Below are 16,633 nucleotides of genomic sequence, written 5' to 3'. Positions count from 1 at the left end.
GGCATTGCATCTATAGGATCTTCAAAGGCGATAAAAAGCACGCACGGCGCATCGCCACATTTTGCTGAATGAGGCTTATTGGCAGGCCCGTAAGCATACGAACCTTCTTTTAAAGTTTGCGGTTGCTCTCCTTCATATGTTACTTCTATTTCGCCCGAGACAAGAATCATCCTTTCGGGAGACGTATGGGTGTGCATTGGGATATTGGCATTGGCCGGAACTTTAAAAAAGATATCTGCATTTTTTTCAGCGGGATTTCCATGTAGCACCGCAATATTACAACCATCGGGCATAAAATCTGGGCAGCCACCCCACTTCAAATTTGAATCACCTTTTGAAATGGCAACGGAATTTTCAGCAATTTCCTGGGCAAAAACTCCGCAAGAAAGAAAGAACATTATCAAAACGGCGAAACTCTTTAATTGGTAATTCTGATTATTGATTTTCATAATTTCCTGTTTTTATTGATTAAAACGCTTCTAAAAACAATAGAAGAGTACATTTACCTTTTAAGATAATTTTTAAACAATACACGAGAAATAAGGGCAATCCTGTAAATATGTAAAAACCCCGAAGTTTCTGCTTCGGGGTTTTCAGTTTTTAAGCTTTTGCTTCCAGTTTTCGTTGTTTTCGCTCTTTGCGTTTATCGGCGGTTTTAACCTTGGCTCTGTTTACCAGGTAAAACATCACGGGAACTACAACCAGTGTAAGGAAGGTGGCAAAGACCAACCCGAAAATTACGGTCCAGGCCAGTGGCCCCCAGAAGATTACGTTATCACCACCAATAAATACTTTTGGATCGTAATCTGTGAACAAACTAAAGAAGTCTATATTCAAACCTACTGCCAGCGGAATTAAACCAAGTACGGTAGTAATTGCGGTAAGTAATACGGGTCGCAACCTCGATTTTCCACCTCTCACAATACAGTCGTAATACTGCTCGCGAGTTAGTAAGTCGTCATCATCTAAATTGAGATCCCGTTTTTTTCTATCAATAAGGATTTGTGTATAGTCAATAAGTACAATAGCATTATTTACCACAATCCCCGCGAGGGAGATAATTCCCATCATCGTCATAATAATAATGAAATCCATCTGGAAAATAATAAGTCCAAGGAAAACACCCACCAAACTCAATACCACTGCCATAACAATGATAACTGGTTTAGACAATGAATTAAATTGGGCCACGAGAATAAGCAAAATACCACCCATAGCAATTAACAGGGCTTTTAGTAGAAAAGCCATATTTTCTTCCTGTTCTTCCTGTTCCCCTGTAAATTCTAAGGTAATGTCTTTAGGAAGATCATAACTTCTAAGTGCTGTTTTTAACTGGCCCACAATCTCATTACCATTATAACCCTGAAGCACGTTAGAGTAGAGAGTAATTACCCTTTTTAGATCTTTTCTTTTAATAGAACTAAAAGAAGAGGCCGATTCTGTAGTGACTAAAGATGAAATTGGTACCTGAATTATCTCTCCCGTGTTCTGATCTTTAAAAGTAATTGGTTGATTGAATAACACGTTTTCATCATAGCGATATTCATCTGCAAACCTTAAATTTATTTCATAATCATCATCGCCTTCTTTATAGGTAGAAACTTCCTCACCATAAATAGCCCTTCTTAAAGTTTGGCCTACCTGGGAAGTTGTTACTCCCAGCTGTCCTGCTTTTCTTCGATCTACTTTTACACTTAATTCAGGTTTAGATTTGTTAACATCTATTTTAAGTTCTTCGATCCCGGCAATACTAAGATCGTTAACATAGGAGCGCAGCTTTTCGGCTTCTTGTAGCATTTGCTCGTAATCTTCACCTTTAAGTTCCATGTTTATTGGATAGCCGGTTGGTGGGCCTGCAGCATCTTTTTCTACCACAATAGAAGCGCCGGGGAATCCCTGAACGGCTTCCCTAACTTCAGATAAAACTTCGCTACTGCTCACGCCGCGTCTTTCAGTGAACTCGCGCATAGAAAGTGTGACTTTGGCTTTGTGCGGCATTTCATTTTGCTGGCCACCATCGGTTTGAGGGTTTCCTGCACCTTCACCAACCTGCGAAATGGCTGACTCTACCATAAAGTTGTAACCATCTTCATCTTCGTACTGCTTAATAGCGTCAAAAATTCGTTGTTCCACTTGTTTGGTAAGCGCATTGGTTTTATGAATATCGGTTCCCTGTGGATATTCAATATAAGTGATAACCTGGTTAGGTTCATTCTCGGGGAAAAATAATACTTTGGGTTGTACCAGGCCAATTAATACGAACGATAAGAAAAGCAACAGTAGCGTACCAAAAAAGGTGAGGTAAGCTTTTTTTCCGCGTAGCGCAAATTTTAGGGTCTTCTCATAAGCATTTTCCATTTTTTTGAGTGCGGTGTATTGAAAATACTCCACCCCTTTAGAAATAAAATATTTATATACCCAAAGTAAAATAGCAGCTAAGATTAGTATATTTCCAAAAGCTCGAAGTGCCCCTGCATCTACTACAAAACCTACTATTAAGAGTAATGCTCCAAATATTGCGAGAATAGAACTTATTTTTATAAGTCTCTTTTTTGTGAATTCTTCCTCTTCGGTTCTCATAAATTGGGAGGTAAGCATCGAGTTGATGATTAGCGCGACAAATAGAGAAGAACCTAAAACTATAGACAGGGTAATTGGGAAAATTACCATAAAACTTCCTATAATTCCCGGCCAGAGTCCCAGTGGGAAAAAAGCAGCTAAAGTTGTAGCGGTTGAAGCAATAATTGGCCAGGCAATTTCACCTAAACCTTGTTTTGCAGCTTGTTTTCGCGGCATACCTTCGTCCATTAATGTATAGACGTTTTCTACAACCACAATTCCATTATCCACTAGCATTCCAAGTCCCATGACCAGGGCAAAAAGTACCATGGTATTTAATGTATATCCCATACTGGAAAGAATAATATAGGAGAGGAACATAGATAAAGGAATCGCAATCCCTACAAACAATGCGTTTCTAAACCCTAAAAAGAACATTAAGACTAAAACCACCAGGATTACCCCAAAAATAATGTTGTTCACCAGGTCGTCTACCTGGCTTCTTGTGTTGGTAGAAAGGTCGTTAGTAAGGCTTATGTGTAGACTCTCCGGAAGATATTCTTCCTGCTCTTTTTTTACAATTTCTTTGATCTGGTCTACGGCTTCGATCATATTTTTACCGGCACGTTTTTTAACGTCCAGCATCACCACCGGGTCCCCATATTCCCGGGCAAAAGTGGTTGCATCTTTTTCTCTAAAATTAATATTAGCAATATCCTGAAGGAAAATATTACCGCCATCGGTTTTTACCACAACATTTTCGAGCTCGCTGGGATCTTCAATTTCCCCAACAATTCTTATGTTTTTTTGTACTCCGCTGGTAATTACATTTCCACCCGAAATTGTACGGTTCTCGCCACTCACGGCATTTACGATATCTGAAAAACTAACTTTGGAAGCCGTCATTTTATAGATATCTACGGCGATTTCAACTTCCATTTCTTCAGCACCACGAATACTCGCTTCTTTTATCTGCGGAAGTAATTCTATGCGTTCCTGAAGATATTCGGCATATTCTTTTAATTGCTGAACGGTATAATCTCCCGTTAGGTTGATGTTTAGAATAGGCTGTTCTTCTGAAATATTAAGGTCGAACACATTGGGTTCTACCTTTGCGCCATTATCTAAAGTGGGCCAGGTAGTTTCAGCTTTAACCATATCTACCTTGTCTTTTACCTTGGTTTTGGCACTTTCTACTTCAACATCTTCTTCAAATTCTACAATTACCAGGGAGTAATCCTGGAAAGTAGAAGAAGAAATCTCTTTCACTCCCGCAACATCATTAAACTCTTCTTCGAGTGGTTCGGTGATGAATTTCTCTACGTCTTCGGCAGAGTTCCCGGGGTTAATTGAGCTAACATAAATTTTGGTTTCTACAACCTCGGGAAAGGTTTCCCTCGGCATATTGTAGTACGACATGAGCCCGCCAATCATAATAATGGCGATAATTACATATACCGTCATTTTATTATTGATGGCCCAGGACGAAAGCTTAAATTCTTTATCTAAATTCATTGCAGCTTAGTTTCTTATTTTAACTTCCTGACCATCTCTAAGGTTTTTTGCACCTTCAATAATCAGGGTTTCACCTGTTTCTAATCCGTTGGTTATTTCTACTTTATTATTATAGGAATATCCTATTTCTACAATCTTTCTTTTTGCAGTACCAATATTTTTTTCTCCTTCTTTTTCCTGAAGCGTGAATACTACACTTTCTCCTTTTGAATTTTTAAGCAGCGCATTCTCGGGGATTATAATTGCATTTTCTGCAGTGTAGTCGTTCAACCTAATAGTAGCGATTTGGTTGGGTTTTATCATTCCGTTTTCATTGGGAACTGCAACCTGAATGTTAAACGAACGGTTATTAGGATTAATAGTATTCCCTACTCTTCTAATTTCACCTTCAAATTCACGATCCAGGGAACTGATTTCTACAATTACTTCGGTACCTTTTCCCACAGTATTTAGATAATTTTCTGGTACAGCAGCTTCTACATACATATTCTTTAAGCTTACTAAACGGAATAATTGACTTTGCCCCGGGCTTACCACTTCGCCCTGTTCGGTAAGTACTTCGTCTATAATACCGCTAAAAGGTGCTCTTACAATAGTTTTATCCAGTTGTGACTGTAATCTTTTTACTGAATTCTGCATAGATTCGTAATTGGTTTTAGCTTCTAAATACTGCATTTCAGATCCAATATTTTGTTCCCATAAACGCTTCTGGCGTTCAAAAGTGGTTTTGGCTAAAGTTGCCTGGGTTTCCAATTGAGCCAATTCGCTTGAAAGTCCGCCGTCATCAATTTTAGCAAGTACCTGGCCTTTACTAACCTGTTGGCCTTCTTCTACCCGAAGATCTTGCAGAATTCCTGAAAATTCAGAATAAATTACAATGTTCTCATCGGTAGCTACATCTCCCTGTACTTCGGCGTAATGCTTAAATAAAGTATCGCTAATTTGTTGAATTTCTACCAGGTCTAAACGCCGGGTTTTGTCTAAACGGTCTATGGCCTGATCCAGTTTGTCTAACTTCTGGGTAAGATCACTTTGTTGCTGACTTAATTCAGATTTCTTAGCTCTAATTTCGGCAAGATCTTCATTTTCTATAATTTCTTCTACAGATTTTCCCTCCTCATTACTTCCGCAGGAAAGCAATAAAAGTGGAATACTTAATAAAACAGCTAACTTTTTCATTCTTAATATTTGATGGGTATATTTAATCTTCATTGTTATATTTTCTGGTATCCAATAGGTTTTCTAATTCTACCTTGGCAGTTATTACATCCAGCATAGATTGCAAAAAGTCTTGCTGCGCCTGGTAAAGTTGGCGTTGTGCTTCGCTAAGCTCAAAACTGCTGGCAATTCCTTCAAAAAATTTAATTTGATTTTTATTTTCTATCCTTTCGGCCAGTTCAAGGTTTTTCTTCTGGGCCTGGTAGTTTTCAAGGCTAAATTCGTAATCACTTTTAGCTGAATTTATTTGGCGTTTTACTTCATTTTCAGTTTGTTCCAGTTCTATCATTGCCTGTTCGTAGGCAATTTGTTTTTGCTGAGTTCGGGAGTTTCGCATACCGCTGCTGAAAATTGGGATATTTAGGCTCACCCCTAAAATAGATTGGCCAAAGTATTCCTGGTCCTCATTAAAAAAGGTAAACTCCTGGCTAAAGCCCTGAACACCATAATTTAGAAATCCGCTTAAAGAAGGCAGCGCTTTAGATTTTTCCAATTTCACTTCTATTTCCCGGGAATCGGCAGTATTGGCGGCAATACGATAATCTATATTTTCTTCTACCGGAATTTCTTCCTGTAAAAGTTCCAAATCAAAATATTGCATTGCTAAAGTGTCTAATTCTTCGGTTAGATTCACCGGTATTTCTACCGGAATCCCGAGTGTTAGATTAAACATTTCGTAAGCGATATCTCGCATTCGTTTACTTCTGCTTAAGTTATTTTTTAGATTAATCAAAGTGATTTCCAGCTGTTCTACATCTTCCTGTTCGGCGAGCCCATTTTGATAGATCTCGTTGGTTTCATCGTAATTCTTCTGAACGTTTTCCACGTTTTTTTGAAGAATAGCTACGTTTTCTTCCGCCAGTAAAACATTTCCGTAGGCATTAATTACTGCTTTCTTTATTTCGAGATCGGTTTTTGTTTTCGCATTTTCAGAAATTTGAAGCAAAGTTTTGGCCGATTGAATTCCTACAATATAAGAACCGTCAAAAATTAACTGGTTCCAGGTGGCAGTGGCATTTACGTTGTGCTTTGTGCCAAAAGTAACGGGGATAAATTCGCCTCGTTCTCCTCCTACAATTTCGGCGGGAAGTAATTGCACGGGGAGGTTTAAATTGTTTTGGTAATCGCCGGTGGCACTTACCTGGGGTAATCCCTGGGCAATAATTTCCCATTTTTGCTTCAGGGCAATTTCAACATCTTTTTGCGCGTTTATTGAAGAATAATTATTCTCCAGGCCAAACTGTATAGCTTCTTCCAGTGAAAAACTGTAATCTTCCGGAGTTTCCTGAGCTATACTGCTTAGCGAAATCAGTAAAATTAGCAGGTATCTAAATTTCATTTTTTTGCTTGTTAGTTTTAATTAATCCTTCAAGGGTATTTAAACCTTTCTGAGTGCAAATGGAGTTGAGGTGGTATCTTAAAAAATAGTCCATCAATTTAGCATTGCTATATTCGTCTTCTGGGAAGAGGTTTTTATCTTTTATACCCAGCATTCCCACAAAGTAAATTCTACTTACAAAAGATATAGGAATGTCGCCCTTGTAATGACCGGTAGTAATGCCTCGTTCCAGGTTGTCTATTACAATACGCTGTACAATTTCAAATTGTTTGTCCCTAAGCGGATAATAGACCTCGGGATAATACTTTTTTAGCTGAAATTGAGGAGAACTCTTTTCATTTTTCAGCATTTGCATGGCATACTTTTTCATCTCGTAAGATTCTACAATAGGATTTAATTTTTTAGCGCTAAGAATGCTAATTCCCTGCTCAATTTCTTTAATTAAATATTCTACCGTAGCCTTTACTAATTTGGTTTTTGTGCTAAAATGTGCATAAATGGTTTTCTTGGAGATAGCCATTTGTTGCGCAATATCATCCATTGTTACACTTTTAAAACCAAGTCTTAGAAAGAGGTCTGCTGCATTCTTTAAAATATCTTCTTTCACTTTTTCTATAAATTTCGTGCAAAACTAAAACAAGGAAACTTAAAAAACAACAAAAGTTTTCTTAGTTTTTATTAATTTAACTTCTCGTATAGAATTTGAAGTACGCTCAATTATGTATTTTAGCCGGAAAATTTTTTTGGTATGAAGTCTGTTGCTGAATATAGAGAAGCTTTCCAGGAGTATTTAGATCTTAAAATGCAGGTAAGAAAGCCTGAAAATCTTTACGAACCTATGAAGTATATTCTGGGTTTGGGGGGTAAACGCTTAAGGCCTGTTTTGGTACTAATGGCCACCGATATTTTTGATGCAGACTATAGAAAGGCTTTAGATGCTGCACTTGCCATAGAGGTTTTTCATAATTTCTCTTTGGTTCATGATGATATTATGGACGATGCGCCTTTAAGACGGGGCCAGGAAACTGTTCACGAACGCTGGGATATAAATACCGGGATTCTTTCTGGTGATGCCATGCTTATAAATGCATATCAGCTTTTTGAAAATTATGAAGGAGAAACTTTTAAAGAATTAGCGCGTTTATTTACCAAAACAGCTATTCGGGTTTGTGAAGGTCAGCAATATGACATAGATTTTGAAACCCGGGATGATGTTGCAATAGAAGATTATATAAGAATGATAGAATTTAAAACCGCGGTTTTGGTTGGGGCTTCCTTGCAAATGGGTGCCATAGTGGCCGGCACTTCTACACAATGTAAAGAAGCGGTTTACGAATTTGGGCGCTTGTTGGGAATTGCTTTTCAGCTTCAGGACGATTATTTAGATGCTTTTGGAGATCCAGAGACATTTGGAAAACAACCCGGTGGTGATATTATTGAAAACAAAAAAACCTTTCTTTATTTAAAAGCTTTGGAAACTTCCGGAGCAAGTGAAGCCAAGCAACTGGAGCATTTATACACGATTAACCCGGCAGAAACTTCAGGAAAAATAGAAGCGGTAAAAAATCTATTTGAAAGTAGTGGCGCTGCAGAATTAACGCGGCAGGAAATAGAAAAATATACCAATAAAGCTTTTGATGTTTTAGATAAAATTGAAATTGCTGAAGAGAAAAAAATTCCGTTAAGACAATTTGGGGAAATGCTTATGAATCGCAAAGTCTAATTTACGGCAAAATCCCAATTGAGAGATTCTTAATTTTTAGGCGGTTACACCTAATATATTTGCAAACAATAAACAATTTTGGGGACATCCTGAAGTTTCTACTATGTTAAACTTCTTATAATTCATAAGATAAATATATAGTTTGCTACCCCCTGTTTTTGCTAAAAATTGTATTTTTGCTGTGTTTTACACTCAAAAGAAACATTAGTTTCAAATTATGGATAGATTTTCATTTTTAAATGCTGCACATACGGCATATTTCGCCGAACTTTACGATCAATATCTTCAGTACCCCGATAGTGTAGAGCCCAGTTGGAGGGCTTTTTTTCAAGGTTTTGACTTTGGAATGCAACAAAACGGAGTTTCTGCGGAAACTATGGAAGAAGCTCCAGTAGATTTCCAGGATGGAGAAATTCCCGAACACGTTACAAAAGAATTTAAAGTAATAAGGCTTATAGATGGTTATCGAACCCGCGGCCATTTGTTTACCAAAACAAACCCGGTAAGAGAACGCCGCAAATATCGCCCAACCTTGGGTATTGAGAATTTTGGCCTGGAAGAAAGCGATTTGGATACTACATTTAATGCCGGGGAGATGCTTGGCATTGGGCCCAGCACGCTTCGGGATATAATAAAACATCTTGAAAAAGTTTATTGTGAATCTATCGGGATAGAATATATGTTTATTCGGAAACCTGAAGAAATTCAATGGATTCAGGATAAACTGAATAAAAATGAGAATCATCCTAACTTTAGTGATGAGGAGAAAAAGAAAATCCTGAAAAAATTAAATCAGGCAGTTTCTTTTGAATCATTTTTACATAGAAAATATGTAGGACAAAAACGTTTCTCGCTGGAAGGGGGAGAAAGTTTAATTCCGGCCCTGGATGCGCTCATAGAAAAAGCAGCAGATTATGGTGTAAGAGATTTCGTGATGGGTATGGCCCACCGGGGTCGTTTAAATACGCTTACCAATATATTTGGAAAAAGCGCTAAAGATATTTTTAGTGAATTTGACGGAAAGGATTACGAGCAGGATATTTTTGACGGTGATGTAAAATATCACCTGGGTTGGACATCCTGCCGACTTACAGATAACGGAAAAGGAATAAATATAAATATAGCACCAAACCCTTCGCACCTTGAAGCGGTAGGTCCTGTGGTAGAGGGTATCGCAAGAGCAAAACAAGACAGGCATTATAATGGTGATAAAATGAAAGTGCTTCCTATACTTGTGCACGGTGATGCCGCCATTGCAGGTCAGGGAGTGGTTTACGAATTAGTACAAATGGCTAAGCTTGAAGGCTATCAAACCGGCGGGACCATTCATGTGGTGATAAATAACCAAATTGGATTTACTACCAACTATTTAGATGCACGATCCTCAACATATTGTACCGATGTTGGAAAAGTAACTCTTTCTCCGGTATTGCACGTAAATGCCGATGATGCTGAAGCCGTAGTTCATGCAATTTTATTTGCTTTAGACTTTAGAATGAAGTTTAAGCGTGATGTGTTTATAGATTTATTAGGCTATAGAAAATACGGGCATAATGAAGGTGATGAACCTAAATTTACCCAGCCTAAATTATATAAAGCCATCGCAAAACATAAAAATGCGATGGATATTTATGCCGAAAAACTTAAATCGGCAAATATTATAGACGACGATTACCTCAAAAAACTTAAAGAAGAGTATAAGGCAGATCTTGAAGAGAATTTAGAAGATTCCAGGAAAGAAGAAACCACCAAGATCACTCCTTTTATGTACGATGAGTGGGAAGGTTTTGATAATGTGCGCGAAGAGGAAATGATGAAGGAGTTTGATACCACCTACAAGATAAAAGATCTTGATAAAGTGGCTGAGGCGATCTCTAAATTACCCGAGGATAAAAAGTTTATGCGTAAGGTGAAAAAGATTATAGACCTGCGTAATCAACTTTATTTTGAAGATAATAAGCTTGATTGGGCTATGGCCGAGCATCTTGCTTATGGTTCTTTAATGAAAGAGGGGTATAATATTAGAATTAGCGGTCAGGATAGTGAAAGAGGAACTTTTTCTCACCGTCACGCTATTGTAAAAGTAGAAGATAGTGAAGAAGAGATTATTCTTCATAATAATATAGAGGGCAGGGATGGCGATTTCTTCGTGTATAACTCTCCGCTTTCAGAATACGGCGTAATGGGGTTTGATTATGGCTATGCTATGGCAAGTCCTAAAACCCTGGTTATTTGGGAAGCCCAGTTTGGAGATTTTGTAAACGGGGCCCAAATAATGATAGATCAATATATTTCTGCAGCAGAAGACAAGTGGAAATTGCAAAACGGGCTTGTGCTTTTCTTACCTCATGGGTATGAGGGCCAGGGTGCAGAACACTCTTCAGCCAGAATGGAACGTTTTCTGCAACTTTGTGCAAAAGATAATATGTATGTGGCAGATGTTACTACACCGGCCAATATGTTCCATATTTTGCGTAGGCAGATGAAAGCAGGTTTTAGAAAACCATTGGTTATTTTTACTCCAAAAAGTTTGCTAAGACACTCTAAAGTAATTTCAACTAAAGAAGATTTTGCTGAAGGAAGTTTTCAGCCTGTATTAGACGATCCAAAAGCGAAAGTTAAAGACGTAAAATCTTTAGTTTTCTGTACCGGTAAATTTTATTACGATTTATTGGAATATAAAGAAGAAAACGATCGGGACGATGTGGCTTTAGTACGTGTGGAGCAATTATTCCCGCTGCCTATTGAAAAAATGAAAGAAGCGATCAAGAAATACAAAAATGCAGATGATGTAGTATGGGCCCAGGAAGAACCAAGAAACATGGGGGCTTACGGGCATATGTTACTGCATTTTGATGAAGCTAAAAACTTTAGGGTTTGCAGTAGAAAATTTTATGGCTCTCCGGCTGCCGGAAGTTCTGTAAGATTTAAAAAGCGTCACGATAAAGTGATTGCAAGTGTTTTTGACAAGAATTTAGAAGAATAAATTAATATAGAAATTAAAGGTTTTCGCTTTCGCGGAAATAACAATAAAAAATAAAAACAAAGATCATGGCCTTAGAAATGAAAGTTCCTTCTCCGGGAGAATCTATAACCGAAGTTGAAATAGCCGAATGGTTAGTTGAAGACGGCGACTATGTAGAAAAAGATCAGCCAATTGCAGAAGTAGACAGCGATAAAGCTACATTAGAACTTCCGGCTGAAGCCAGCGGTATTATCACCCTCAAAGCCGAGGAAGGTGATGCAGTGGCTGTAGGAGAAGTGGTTTGTCTTATCGATACCGAAGCTGAAAAGCCTGGTGGAGGTGATGATAAAAAAGAAGCTAAAGAAGAGAAGGAAGAGTCTAAAGGTGATGCTTCAGATAAAAAAGATAAGGATAAGGCCAAAGCTAAAACCCAGGAGCCTTCTAAATCTTCAACACCTTCGCAAGAACAGGATTCCCATGCAAAAGGGAGCCCATCACCGGCTGCTAAAAAGATCCTGGACGAAAAAGGTGTTGATACTAAAGATGTGGAAGGAAGCGGAAAAGATGGACGAATCACAAAAGAAGATGCCGTACAGGCAAAAGCTTCAATGGGTAGCCCTGGCAAAGGAAAACGCGGGGAATCTAAAAAGAAAATGTCTATGCTACGTAGAAAAGTGGCTTCGCGTTTGGTTTCAGTTAAAAATGATACCGCGATGCTTACAACTTTTAACGAAGTAGATATGCAGCCTATCTTCAACTTACGAAAAAAATATAAAGAAGAATTTAAAGATAAACACGGCGTAAGTCTTGGCTTTATGTCTTTCTTCACGCTGGCCGTTGTTCGTGCCTTGGATCAATATCCAGGTGTGAATTCTATGATAGATGGTGATCACCAGGTTAGTTTTGATTATAAAGACATAAGTATTGCGGTTTCCGGACCAAAGGGTTTAATGGTTCCGGTTATAAGAAACGCCGAAAATCTTAGTTTTAGAGGAGTAGAAGATGAGGTAAAACGTTTAGCTACAAAAGCCCGCGACGGGAAAATTACTGTAGACGAAATGACCGGTGGTACATTTACTATTACCAATGGTGGGGTATTTGGTTCTATGCTTTCTACACCAATTATTAATCCGCCGCAAAGTGCAATTTTAGGAATGCATAACATTGTAGAGCGTCCCGTGGCTATAGATGGTCACGTAGAAATTCGTCCTATTATGTATGTGGCACTTTCTTACGATCACAGGATTATTGATGGTAAAGAATCTGTTGGATTCCTTGTAGCCATTAAAGAAGCTATAGAAAATCCTGAAGAATTATTGATGGATAACGATGTCAAAAGAGCTCTTGAGCTTTAAGCATTCGAAAATTTATAAAACAAAAAAGGCAGCCACACGGCTGCCTTTTCAATTTTTAAATAATAAATTAAAACAAAAATAAATTTAAGATGTTTAAAAATAAAACGCATACCACGAAGATGCTTAATATAATATAAAGGAGTTGGTCGCGAAGTTTATTTTTAGACACTACAGGCATTGCTAACATTAATTTAATCAAACTTAGCTAACAGGGGTTTGCGAATCAAGGGGATAATTCCCCTTTATAAAAATTCTATTTTAAATAAAGAGCAGGTGTTTTGTAGTCTATTACAGCTTTCCCTTTCTTTAAAATATCGGCACCAATAATACCGTGAACTTTTTCGGCTTCGTGATTAATAAGGGCTTCGTTAACATGCCTTAAATCAAATAGCACCAGGTCTACTTTTTTCTTTTTCCAACCTTTTATTTCAATTCGGTTTTTTTGGGCAATTTGTGTGAGCATGTTGGTGGCACCTGCACCGGCAGCTTTAATATCACTATCTTCGGCCAGAAGTTTAAAATGTTCTACCGCTTCCAGGCCCACACAAGTGCTGGAAGCTCCTGTGTCAAGGATAAAGTTTCCTTCAATATTATTAATTTTGGCTACCAATTCCAGGTGTTGGGTTTTGGTGTATTTCAGTTTTATGCGTTTAAAACCTTTTTCTTTTAGGAATTTTTTTAAAGATGACATTCTTTATGTTTTTCGCAAAGATAGGTCTTCAAAATAAATTATTTTTGCTTTTATGATTTTAACCGATACGCACATACATCTTTATAGCGAAGATTACGAAAAAGACCGTGACGAACTTATAGAAAACGCTTTTCAGCAAAATATTGAACGGTTTTTTCTTCCGGCCATAGATTCTGAAACTACCGAGGCTATGTACGAGTTGGAAGCCAGGTATCCCGAAAATGTTTTTTTAATGATGGGCTTGCATCCAACCCACGTGCAGGAGAATTATGAAGAGGAATTAATACATGTAGAAGAGCAGTTTGAAAGAAGAAGGTTTTATGCCGTAGGTGAGATAGGAATAGATTTGCATTGGGATAAAAGTACACTGGCAATTCAGCAGGAAGCTTTTAGAAGGCAAATAAAACTCGCTAAAAAATACAAGCTTCCCGTAGTAATTCACTGCAGGAAAGCTTTTGATGAGATTTTTGATATTTTAGAAGAAGAAAAAAGCGACGATCTTTTTGGTATTTTTCATTGTTTTACCGGAAACCTGGAGCAAGCCAAACGCGCCCTTTCTTATAACCTGAAACTAGGAATTGGCGGGGTGGTTACCTTTAAAAATGGAAAAATAGATAAATTTCTGAATGAAATTCCACTTAAAGAAATCGTCTTGGAGACCGATGGGCCGTATTTGTCCCCAACCCCTTTCCGCGGAAAGCGTAACGAACCTGAATATCTTATAAAAGTAGCAGAAAAACTTGCTGAAATATATGAAAAACCACTAGTCGAAATTGCTGAAATAACTACTCAGAATTCAAAAGATATATTTGGGATATAAAGGCGGTTATAATTAAAATTTGTTCATTTGCCTAGCTAACACAATTTTGCGTGAAAGAATTCGAAGACATAAGGTTTTATAAGGATGAAGAGGTGCAGCCTGCCTTGCAGGAGTTCATGAGGCACCCTATGGTTAAAGCACTTTTACAGTTTACATTTCCTGATAAAACATCAGAAGAAATTGCGGCTGTTTTGGGAGAATGCCATTCCATAAGGGATTTTCAAACTAAAGTAATTTATAATTCAGTATTAAAAGTTATTGAAAAAAGTACCGAAGGACTTACTTACAATGGTTTTGAAAAATTAGATAACGATCAACCTTATTTTTATATATCCAATCATCGCGACATTATTCTGGATACTTCCTTGCTGAATACTTCTTTGTATGAGCAGGATCTTATTATGACGGCATCAGCTATTGGAGACAATTTGGTACAAAAGCCTTTTCTCATGGCCCTGTCCCGCTTAAACAGGAATTTCCTGGTAAAACGCGGACTTAGCCCCAGGGAAATGCTTAAAAGTTCCATGGTACTTTCAGAATATATAAAACAGTTGCTCCTGGAAGAAGGTAGATCGGTTTGGATGGCGCAGAGAGAGGGTAGAACCAAAGATGGTAGCGATTACACCCAACAAGGAGTATTAAAAATGCTTGCTATGGCTAAAGGTAAAAAGAGTCTGGCCGAGTATTTTGCCGAACTAAAAATTGTTCCGGTAGCGATTTCTTATGAATTTGATCCTACCGATATTTTAAAAATGCCCGAACTTCTTGCCAAAAGAATGAAGGAAGAATATGTAAAATCGGCTAACGAAGATTTTAATTCTATTATGCAAGGAGCCCTTGGCAATAAAGGGCGTATTCATATAAGTGCTGGGAAAGTGCTTGGTAAAGAAGTTTTTGAAAAAATTGAAAATGAACACACTTCCGTAAATGCACAGCTTAAAGCCGTGGCAACTAAAATAGATGAGCATATCTATAAAAATTACAAATTGTGGCCTGCAAATTATATTGCTTTCGATTTGTTGAAGAATTCAGAAACTTATGCCGAAAAATATTCAGATAAAGAAAAGAGGCAGTTTGAGCGCCGACTTAGCCGAAGGGTAGATGTAAAAAATTCCCTGGAACTAAACAGTTATTTATTAATGTATGCAAATCCTGTAATAAATAAAGAAGCGCTATATGAAGAAAAGAGCTAAAATCTTACTTATTTATACCGGCGGGACCATTGGTATGATTAAGGATTATGATTCTGGAGCCCTTAAAGCCTTTAATTTTGATGAATTACTACAAAATATTCCAGAGCTTAAAATTCTGGAGCACGAAATAGACACCCTAAGTTTTGACGATCCTATAGATTCCTCTAATATGAATGTGGAATGCTGGGTGAAAGTTGCCAATACAATTAATGAAAACTTTGAAACCTACGATGGTTTTGTGGTATTGCATGGCAGCGATACTATGTCTTATACGGCATCGGCGCTTAGTTTTATGTTTGAGAATTTAACCAAACCCATTATTTTTACCGGGTCACAATTGCCTATTGGAGATTTAAGAACAGACGCTAAAGAAAACCTTATTACCAGTATTCAAATTGCCGGTTTACAGAAGAATGGAAAGCCGGTTATTTCTGAAGTTGGGCTTTATTTTGAATATAAATTATATCGCGCCAATAGAACCACTAAGATTAATGCCGAACATTTTCAGGCTTTTGCTTCGTTAAATCATCATCCATTAGCTGAATCTGGTGTATATCTTTCTGTTAATTACAATGCTTTATGGCGTCCAAATCGCCGGCAGAAAACAAAATTGCACACAGGATTTAATAATGAAGTGCTTATTTTAAAGATTTTTCCGGGGATAAATGCAAAAACCGTAGAATATATGTTGTCAAAACCCGGTCTAAAAGGAGTGGTTTTGGAAACTTATGGAAGCGGAAATGCGCCCAGTGACGATTGGTTTCTGGATATTCTAAAAAGAAAAATTTCTGAAGGATTATTCGTAGTGAATGTTACCCAATGTATTGGAGGAAGCGTAGTTATGGGTCAGTACGAAACCAGTGTTCAGCTTAAAAAAATAGGGGTGGTATCTGGCAAAGATATTAGTACTGAAGCTGCGCTTGCAAAATTAATGTATCTTTTAGGAAAAGAATTGTCTCCTAAAGTGTTTAAAACTATCTTTGAAACTTCTCTTAGAGGGGAAATGTCATAAAATTAACGGCAGATGCTTGACGAAGTATATTTTTTTTCGTTATTTGGCGCACCGTTTAGAAAACGTTAAGAAAGAGAGGTGGCCGAGTGGTCGAAGGCGCACGCCTGGAAAGTGTGTATACGCCACAAGCGTATCGAGGGTTCGAATCCCTTCCTCTCTGCAATAATTATTATATTTTTATTAAAAATTTATTTTTATATCTTTAACCCTTTAACTAATTAAATTAAGACAAACAGTAATGAA

General features: G+C 37.6%; 12 protein-coding genes and 1 tRNA gene. 7 read left to right on the top strand and 6 right to left on the bottom strand.

Going from position 1 to position 16,633, the window contains the following annotated elements; all coding sequences use genetic code 11:
• From AACZ30_RS08450 to AACZ30_RS08430, 5 genes are all read right to left on the bottom strand, one after another.
• The coding region (locus AACZ30_RS08450; protein WP_339648811.1) for a cupin domain-containing protein at nt 1-449 on the bottom strand (449 nt) is incomplete at its 3' end.
• 151 nt (nt 450-600) lie between these two features.
• A complete protein-coding gene (locus AACZ30_RS08445) occupies nt 601-4,074 on the bottom strand; it encodes an efflux RND transporter permease subunit (RefSeq protein ID WP_339648809.1) in 3,474 nt (1,157 codons plus the stop codon).
• Nucleotides 4,075-4,080: 6 nt separating this feature from the next.
• Complete coding sequence (locus AACZ30_RS08440; RefSeq protein ID WP_339648808.1) at nt 4,081-5,253, bottom strand: efflux RND transporter periplasmic adaptor subunit; 1,173 nt, start codon at nt 5,251-5,253, stop codon at nt 4,081-4,083.
• 22 nt (nt 5,254-5,275) lie between these two features.
• Nucleotides 5,276-6,631 carry a TolC family protein gene (locus tag AACZ30_RS08435; protein ID WP_339648807.1) on the bottom strand — a complete coding sequence of 452 codons (1,356 nt, stop codon included), beginning with the start codon at nt 6,629-6,631 and terminating at the stop codon, nt 5,276-5,278.
• A complete protein-coding gene (locus tag AACZ30_RS08430) occupies nt 6,621-7,238 on the bottom strand; it encodes a TetR/AcrR family transcriptional regulator (protein ID WP_208223206.1) in 618 nt (205 codons plus the stop codon). The genes AACZ30_RS08435 and AACZ30_RS08430 overlap by 11 nt, the downstream gene beginning before the upstream one ends.
• Before the next feature lie 141 nt (nt 7,239-7,379).
• On the opposite strand from AACZ30_RS08430, the gene AACZ30_RS08425 reads away from it, so the two are divergent.
• The 3 genes from AACZ30_RS08425 to odhB all read left to right on the top strand — a co-directional run bounded on the left by AACZ30_RS08425 (nt 7,380) and on the right by odhB (nt 12,674).
• On the top strand, nt 7,380-8,354 hold the full coding sequence (locus AACZ30_RS08425; RefSeq protein ID WP_339648804.1) for a polyprenyl synthetase family protein: 975 nt from the start codon (nt 7,380-7,382) through the stop codon (nt 8,352-8,354).
• 217 nt (nt 8,355-8,571) lie between these two features.
• Nucleotides 8,572-11,340 (top strand): 2-oxoglutarate dehydrogenase E1 component, encoded by a 2,769-nt coding sequence (locus AACZ30_RS08420; RefSeq protein ID WP_339648803.1) that lies wholly within the window; start codon nt 8,572-8,574, stop codon nt 11,338-11,340.
• A gap of 65 nt (nt 11,341-11,405) precedes the next feature.
• Nucleotides 11,406-12,674: a 2-oxoglutarate dehydrogenase complex dihydrolipoyllysine-residue succinyltransferase gene (gene odhB, locus AACZ30_RS08415; protein WP_339648802.1), complete on the top strand. Its 1,269-nt coding sequence runs from the start codon at nt 11,406-11,408 to the stop codon at nt 12,672-12,674.
• A 253-nt stretch (nt 12,675-12,927) separates the two neighbouring features.
• Here odhB and AACZ30_RS08410 read toward each other — a convergent pair whose 3' ends face one another.
• Nucleotides 12,928-13,365 carry a retropepsin-like aspartic protease gene (locus tag AACZ30_RS08410; protein WP_208223198.1) on the bottom strand — a complete coding sequence of 146 codons (438 nt, stop codon included), beginning with the start codon at nt 13,363-13,365 and terminating at the stop codon, nt 12,928-12,930.
• A gap of 52 nt (nt 13,366-13,417) precedes the next feature.
• On the opposite strand from AACZ30_RS08410, the gene AACZ30_RS08405 reads away from it, so the two are divergent.
• The 4 genes from AACZ30_RS08405 to AACZ30_RS08390 all read left to right on the top strand — a co-directional run bounded on the left by AACZ30_RS08405 (nt 13,418) and on the right by AACZ30_RS08390 (nt 16,550).
• Nucleotides 13,418-14,185, top strand: coding sequence for a TatD family hydrolase (locus AACZ30_RS08405; RefSeq protein ID WP_339648800.1), 768 nt, complete (start codon nt 13,418-13,420; stop codon nt 14,183-14,185).
• Between the two features lie 50 nt (nt 14,186-14,235).
• Nucleotides 14,236-15,378 carry a 1-acyl-sn-glycerol-3-phosphate acyltransferase gene (locus AACZ30_RS08400; protein ID WP_339648798.1) on the top strand — a complete coding sequence of 381 codons (1,143 nt, stop codon included), beginning with the start codon at nt 14,236-14,238 and terminating at the stop codon, nt 15,376-15,378.
• On the top strand, nt 15,362-16,390 hold the full coding sequence (locus AACZ30_RS08395; RefSeq protein ID WP_339648796.1) for an asparaginase: 1,029 nt from the start codon (nt 15,362-15,364) through the stop codon (nt 16,388-16,390). The genes AACZ30_RS08400 and AACZ30_RS08395 overlap by 17 nt, the downstream gene beginning before the upstream one ends.
• Before the next feature lie 72 nt (nt 16,391-16,462).
• Nucleotides 16,463-16,550: transfer RNA gene (locus AACZ30_RS08390), tRNA-Ser, on the top strand.
• Nucleotides 16,551-16,633 lie beyond the last annotated feature (83 nt).

This window comes from uncultured Salegentibacter sp. (genome assembly GCF_963972535.1).
In the GTDB taxonomy this organism is placed as follows: Bacteria; Bacteroidota; Bacteroidia; order Flavobacteriales; family Flavobacteriaceae; genus Salegentibacter.
Note: the sequence above shows the minus strand (reverse complement) of the source record. Positions and strands in the feature narration are given on the sequence as shown.

What these genes read in the sequence shown, in the direction of transcription:
- AACZ30_RS08445 (WP_339648809.1), bottom strand. Translation starts at nt 4,074, where the DNA reads ATGAATTTAGATAAAGAATTTAAGCTTTCGTCCTGGGCCATCAATAAT.
- AACZ30_RS08440 (WP_339648808.1), bottom strand. Translation starts at nt 5,253, where the DNA reads ATGAAAAAGTTAGCTGTTTTATTAAGTATTCCACTTTTATTGCTTTCC.
- AACZ30_RS08435 (WP_339648807.1), bottom strand. Translation starts at nt 6,631, where the DNA reads ATGAAATTTAGATACCTGCTAATTTTACTGATTTCGCTAAGCAGTATA.
- AACZ30_RS08425 (WP_339648804.1), top strand. Translation starts at nt 7,380, where the DNA reads ATGAAGTCTGTTGCTGAATATAGAGAAGCTTTCCAGGAGTATTTAGAT.
- AACZ30_RS08420 (WP_339648803.1), top strand. Translation starts at nt 8,572, where the DNA reads ATGGATAGATTTTCATTTTTAAATGCTGCACATACGGCATATTTCGCC.
- odhB (WP_339648802.1), top strand. Translation starts at nt 11,406, where the DNA reads ATGGCCTTAGAAATGAAAGTTCCTTCTCCGGGAGAATCTATAACCGAA.
- AACZ30_RS08410 (WP_208223198.1), bottom strand. Translation starts at nt 13,365, where the DNA reads ATGTCATCTTTAAAAAAATTCCTAAAAGAAAAAGGTTTTAAACGCATA.
- AACZ30_RS08405 (WP_339648800.1), top strand. Translation starts at nt 13,418, where the DNA reads ATGATTTTAACCGATACGCACATACATCTTTATAGCGAAGATTACGAA.
- AACZ30_RS08395 (WP_339648796.1), top strand. Translation starts at nt 15,362, where the DNA reads ATGAAGAAAAGAGCTAAAATCTTACTTATTTATACCGGCGGGACCATT.